This window comes from Mesorhizobium sp. M7A.F.Ca.CA.001.10.2.1 (genome assembly GCF_003998575.1).
Lineage (GTDB): Bacteria > Pseudomonadota > Alphaproteobacteria > Rhizobiales > Rhizobiaceae > Mesorhizobium.
In genome coordinates, this window is record NZ_RZQY01000401.1 from 1 (window position 1) to 5,468 (window position 5,468).

At 64.3% G+C, this 5,468-nt stretch carries 5 protein-coding genes and 2 pseudogenes; 4 read left to right on the plus strand and 3 right to left on the minus strand.

Translation table 11 applies throughout. The features are described 5' to 3' along the window. Positions 1–18: 18 nt before the first annotated feature. From EN964_RS22870 to EN964_RS22885, 4 genes and pseudogenes are all read left to right on the plus strand, one after another. Positions 19–1,158: pseudogene (locus EN964_RS22870) on the plus strand (LuxR C-terminal-related transcriptional regulator); the annotation flags it as partial. Between the two features lie 41 nt (positions 1,159–1,199). Beyond that, a pseudogene (locus tag EN964_RS39270) lies at positions 1,200–1,424 on the plus strand (carboxymuconolactone decarboxylase family protein); the annotation flags it as partial. 83 nt (positions 1,425–1,507) lie between these two features. Next, positions 1,508–1,870, plus strand: a complete 363-nt coding sequence (locus tag EN964_RS22880; RefSeq protein ID WP_127267880.1) for a nuclear transport factor 2 family protein — start codon at positions 1,508–1,510, stop codon at positions 1,868–1,870. Positions 1,871–1,925: 55 nt separating this feature from the next. Continuing rightward, positions 1,926–2,240, plus strand: a complete 315-nt coding sequence (locus tag EN964_RS22885) for a hypothetical protein (RefSeq protein ID WP_127267881.1) — start codon at positions 1,926–1,928, stop codon at positions 2,238–2,240. Positions 2,241–2,378: 138 nt separating this feature from the next. On the opposite strand, the gene EN964_RS22890 is transcribed toward EN964_RS22885, so the two are convergent. From EN964_RS22890 to EN964_RS22900, 3 genes are all read right to left on the minus strand, one after another. After that, a complete protein-coding gene (locus tag EN964_RS22890) occupies positions 2,379–3,806 on the minus strand; it encodes a gamma-aminobutyraldehyde dehydrogenase (protein WP_127267882.1) in 1,428 nt (475 codons plus the stop codon). A gap of 103 nt (positions 3,807–3,909) precedes the next feature. Further along, positions 3,910–4,725 carry an ABC transporter permease gene (locus tag EN964_RS22895; RefSeq protein WP_127267883.1) on the minus strand — a complete coding sequence of 272 codons (816 nt, stop codon included), beginning with the start codon at positions 4,723–4,725 and terminating at the stop codon, positions 3,910–3,912. Next, the coding region (locus tag EN964_RS22900) for an ABC transporter permease (RefSeq protein WP_164775939.1) at positions 4,715–5,468 on the minus strand (754 nt) is incomplete at its 5' end. The genes EN964_RS22895 and EN964_RS22900, both read right to left, overlap by 11 nt.

Consider the following 5,468-nt stretch of genomic DNA (forward strand, 5'->3'; position numbering starts at 1 on the left):
GGCAGCGGCCGTGCAGCCCTGCTCGGCTCCTCCGAAGGCGCGCCGATGGCGATGCTGTTCGCCGCCACCTATCCGGAGCGGACGCGGGCGCTGGCGCTCTATGGCGGCTATGCGCATTTCCACAAATGGGTGATGTCGCCCGAACGCCTCGACGCTTTCATCGAGATGGCGGAGACAGCCTGGGGCACCGGCGCCACTCTGCCCCATTTCGCGCCGAGCCGGGTCGACGACGCGCATTTCGCCCAGTGGTGGGCACGTTTCGAACGATTGTCGGCGAGCCCGACGGCGGCGGCGGCGCTGGCGCGCATGAACGCCGACGTCGACATCCGCCACATCCTGAACGTGATCAGCGCGCCGACGCTTGTGATTCATCGCCGCAACGATGCGCGGGTCGACCCCGATGCCAGCCGCTTCCTTGCACAGAAGATTCCCGGCGCCCGGCTGGTCGAGATTGCCGGACGCGACCATCCGATCTGGACCGGCGATGTCGACGGGGTGGCCGACTTGATCGAGGAATTCCTGACCGGCGAGCGCGCCGTAGGCGAAGTGGACCGCGTGCTGGCGGCACTTCTGGTGACACGCATCTACGATACGGCGCGGCTCGGCGACCGCATGTGGAGCGAACGCAGCCAACGCTTCCAGGAAACCTGGCGGCTGCTGGTCGGACGCCATGGTGGGCGCTCTGTGGGCCTGCATGGCGAGTTGATGATTTCGCGCTTCGACGGCCCGGCACGCGCCATACGCTGCGCGGCAGCCCTGCGCGAGGCGGCGCAGGAAATCGGCGTGGCAAGCGCGCAAGGGGCGCATGTCGGCGAGATCGAAATGCGCGGTCCGCCCGTCGGGATGACGGCGCGGGTGGCGATGCAACTGGCCGCCCATGCCGGCCGCGGCGACATTATCGCGTCGCGTCTGATCGCCGATCTGGCGGCTGGGTCGGGCCTGCATTTCACCGACGCCGGGCGCATCAGCGTCGACGAGTTGGAGGAGCCGCTGGCGCTGGTCCATGCGACGTCCGAACAGCATCTGGAACCCGCCTGCCGGCCCAAACCCAGGGTTGCCGAGCCGGCCGCATTGACGGCGCGCGAAAGCGAGGTGGTGAGCCTCGTCGCCGACGGCAAGAGCAATGCCGCGATCGCCGCCGAATTGAGGCTGAGCGAACACACGGTCAAGCGCCATGTCGCCAACATACTGCTCAAGCTGGACCTGCCGTCGCGGCGCAGATCCCATGCCAGTATTGCATCTATTTCCACACCGAGGCGGCCAAGCTCAACGGCGCCAGCGACGAGGAGATCAAGGAGGCGGTCGCGATGTCCGCGATCGTGCGCCACTGGTCGACGATGCTCAACGGCAGTCAGGTCGATCTGACGACCTTCAAGAAGCAGGCCGACGACGTGTTCGCGGCCGTCAAGGCGAAGTCGCAGTGAGGAAATCCCTGCCCGGCGACGAGCGCCGGGCAGCCCTTCGACCATCAACCGCCCGGTCGCAAGACGGGCCAATGGAGGATGACATGCTGACCAAGACCCAAACAGTGGATGGCGCATCGATCAAGAAGGCCATCGAAACCCGTGACGGCAAGATGCTGTCGAGCTTCTATGCCGACGACGCGCTGGTGCGGGTGATCGACCGCAACAACCCGCCGAGCAAGCCGCGCGAGATCCGCGGACGCGCGGCGATCACCACATTCTGGGACGACATCTGCAGCCGGGCGATGACCCACAAGGTCGACACCACCATCGCCGACGGCGACAGCCTCGCCTTCACCCAGGCCTGCGCCTATCCGGACGGCACCAAGGTGTTCTGCGCGGCGATGCTGGAGCTGAAAGACGGGCGGATCGCAAGGCAGACCGTCGTGCAGGCCTGGGACGAGTAGACCAACAGCCTGTGGATCAACCGCGGCCTGGGCCGCAAACCTGGAGGAGAAGACGATGTTCAGCGCCAGATGGCAGATCGACGCCAAGTTCGGGCACAAGCAGACCGTGCTCGACCTGTTGAAGAAATGGGAACGCGAGATCGGCTCGCAGGTCGGCATCGACGAGCTGGAATTCCAGATCATGACCGGTTCGATCGGCGCGCGGGAGGCGACGGTCGAGTCCCATCACCAGGTCGAAAGCCTGGCCCAACTGGAGGCGTTCTTCGCCAAGATCGGCAAGATCGACGCGCATGCCAAATGGGGCAAGGAGATCGAGCCCTATGTCGTGTCGGGCACCAGCCTGTGGAATATTTATCGCATTGTGGAGTAGTGACTCTTCTCCCCGTTTCACGGGGAGAAGATGCCGGCAGGCAGATGACGGGCGGAGCCCGCTTTGCCAGGGACGCGCTGCCCCTCATCCGGCCCTTCGGGCCACCTTCTCCCCGTAAAGCGGGGAGAAGGGAAGGCGCTAGCTGTGAGCCACCATCACATGGCGCACGGCGGTGTAGTCTTCCAGCGCGTAGAGCGACATGTCCTTGCCGTAGCCGGACTGTTTCAGCCCGCCATGCGGCATCTCGTTGGTCAGCATGAAATGCGTGTTGATCCAGGTGCAGCCATATTGCAGGCGGGCGGCCGTCGCCATGGCGCGCGAGACATCCTTGGTCCATACCGATGACGCCAGGCCGTAGTCGCTGTCATTGGCCCAGTTCACCGCGTCGTCGACTTCCGAAAAACGAGTAACCGAGACGACCGGGCCGAACACTTCGCGGCGGACAATCTCATCTTCCTGCAGCGCGCCGGCGACGACGGTCGGCTGGTAGTAGAAGCCAGAACCCTCGCCCGGCTTGCCGCCGGTGGTGATCTCGATGTGCTTCAGTTCCGAGGCGCGCTCGACGAAACTCGACACGCGGTCGCGCTGGCGGCGGGAGATGAGCGGGCCGATCTCGTTTTCAGTGTCGTCGGGACGGTTGTATTTGATGGTCGAGACGGCCGAGGAGAGATCGGCGACGAGTTTGTCGTAGATCTTCTTGCCGGCGTAGATGCGGCAGGCGGCGGTGCAGTCCTGGCCGGCATTGTAATAGCCGAAGGCACGCAGACCGCTGACCACGGCGCCAAGATCGGCGTCGTCAAAGACGATGACCGGTGCCTTGCCGCCGAGCTCGAGATGCGTGCGCTTGACCGACTTGGCGGCCGCCTGCAGCACTTTCTTGCCGGTGGCGACGTCGCCGGTGATCGAGATCATGTTGACCTTGGGATGATTGATCAGCGTGTTGCCGACGCTGTCGCCGCGGCCGAGGACGACATTGACCACGCCTTCCGGCAGGATTTCCGCAAGTATCTTGGCAAGCTTCAGCGCCGTCAGCGGAGTCTGCTCCGACGGCTTGAAAACGACCGTGTTGCCGCCGGCGATCGCCGGCGCCAGCTTCCAGGCCATCATCATCAGCGGGTAGTTCCACGGCGCGATGGAGGCGACGATGCCGATCGGGTCGCGCCTGACCATCGAAGTATGGCCGGGAATGTATTCGCCGGCCACGACGCCCGGCATCGAACGGACGGCGCCGGCGAAGAAGCGGTAGCAGTCGACGATCGCCGGGATTTCGTCATTGAGCACAGCGTTGATCGGCTTGCCGCAATTGAGCGCCTCGAGCGTGGCGAACTCCTTCGCGTCGGCTTCGATGCGGTCGGCGATCTTCAGCAAATAGCCGGAGCGTTGCGCCGGCGTGGTGCGCGACCACAAGACGAACGCCTGTTCGGCGGCGGTGACCGCCGCCTCGATCTGCGCCTGGCTGGCCTCGGGCAGGTTGAGGATGGTCGCCCCGGTCTTTGGATTGAGGATCGGCTCCTCGGTCTCGGTGCCCTTCTCGAATTTCGAGCCGATCAGCATCTGGGTGTCCATTGGATTCTCCCTTAACAGGAGCGAGTAGCGAGTAGCTGAAAGCGAGCAGGGTTGACCGTCGATGATCCCTACTCGCTGTTCGCTACTCCCTATTCGCTGTTTTTCATTTCCCACTTCCGGCGATCTGGTCGCCGTCACGGGTGAGGTAATAGGCGGCAAGGATCGGCAGCAGCGTCACCAGCACCACGACCATGGCGACGACATTGGTGACCGGGCGCTGGCGCGGGCGGATCAGCTCTTCCAGCATCCAGATCGGCAGCGTCTGCTGCTGTCCGGCGGTGAAGGTGGTGACGATGACCTCGTCGAAGGACAGCGCGAAGGCCAGCATGCCGCCGGCAAGCAGTGCCGTGGCGATGTTGGGCAGCACGACATGGCGAAAAGTCTGAAAACCGTCGGCGCCGAGATCCATCGACGCCTCGATCATCGATCCGGAGGTGCGGCGAAAGCGGGCGACGGCATTGTTGTAGACGACGACGACGCAGAAGGTGGCGTGGCCGAGCACGATCGTCCAGAACGAGAACGGGATATCGGCGAGCGAAAAGGCCGAGCGCAGCGCGATGCCGGTGATGATGCCGGGCAGGGCGATCGGCAGGATGACCAGCAGCGAGATGGTTTCGCGGCCGAAGAATTTTGTCCGCGACACCGCCGCCGAACAGAGCGTTCCGAGGACCAAAGCAATCGCAGTCGAGATCGAGGCAACCCTGACCGATAGCGACAGCGCCTGCCAGACATCCGGCCGGTTCCAGGTCACGGCGAACCATTGCGTCGTCAGCCCTGGCGGCGGCCAGACGAAGCTCTTCTCCTCGGTGGTGAAGGCGTAGACGAAGATCAGCAGGATCGGCAGATGCAGGAACAGCAGGCCGCAGGCGGCGGCTATCTTCAGGCCGAGCGGAGCCGACTGGGAACCATCAGAGCGCATCGAAGGCCCCCATGCGCTTGGCGCCCCAGAGGTAGAAGCCCATGATGACGATCGGCACCACGGTGAAGGCGGCGGCGAGCGGGATGTTGCCGGCGGTGCCTTGCTGCGAATAGACGGCTTGGCCGATGAACAGCCGCGAGGTGCCGATGATCTGCGGGATGATATAGTCGCCGAGCGTCAGCGAGAAGGTGAAGATCGAACCGGCGACAATGCCCGGCAGGGCCAGCGGGAACAGCACGTTGCGGAAGGTCTGTCCCGGCGAAGCCCCCAAATCGGACGAGGCCTCGACAAGATTGCCGGGCACGCGCTCGAGCGCCGCCTGTACCGGCAGGATCATGAACGGCAGCCAGACATAGACGAAGACGATGAAGGTGCCGGTGAACGATACCGACAGCGAATTGCCGCCGACAATCGGCAGCGACAGCCATGCGTCGAGAACCCACAACAAATGCAGCTTGGCGAGCAGCCAGGTGAGGATGCCCTCCTTGGCCAGGATCAGCTTCCAGGCGTAGATCTTGACCAGATAGCTCGACCACAGCGGCAGCATGATGCCGAGATAGAACAGCGCCTTCCAGCGACCGCGCGCATAGCGCGCCGCGTAATAGGCGATGGGGAAAGCGATGACGGCCGAGGCCAGCGTGACCAGGGCCGCCATCGTCACCGTGCGCAGGATGATGTCGAGATTGGCGGCCTGGAACAGGTCGCCATAAGTCTTCAGCGTGAACTCACGGGTGATGAGTCCG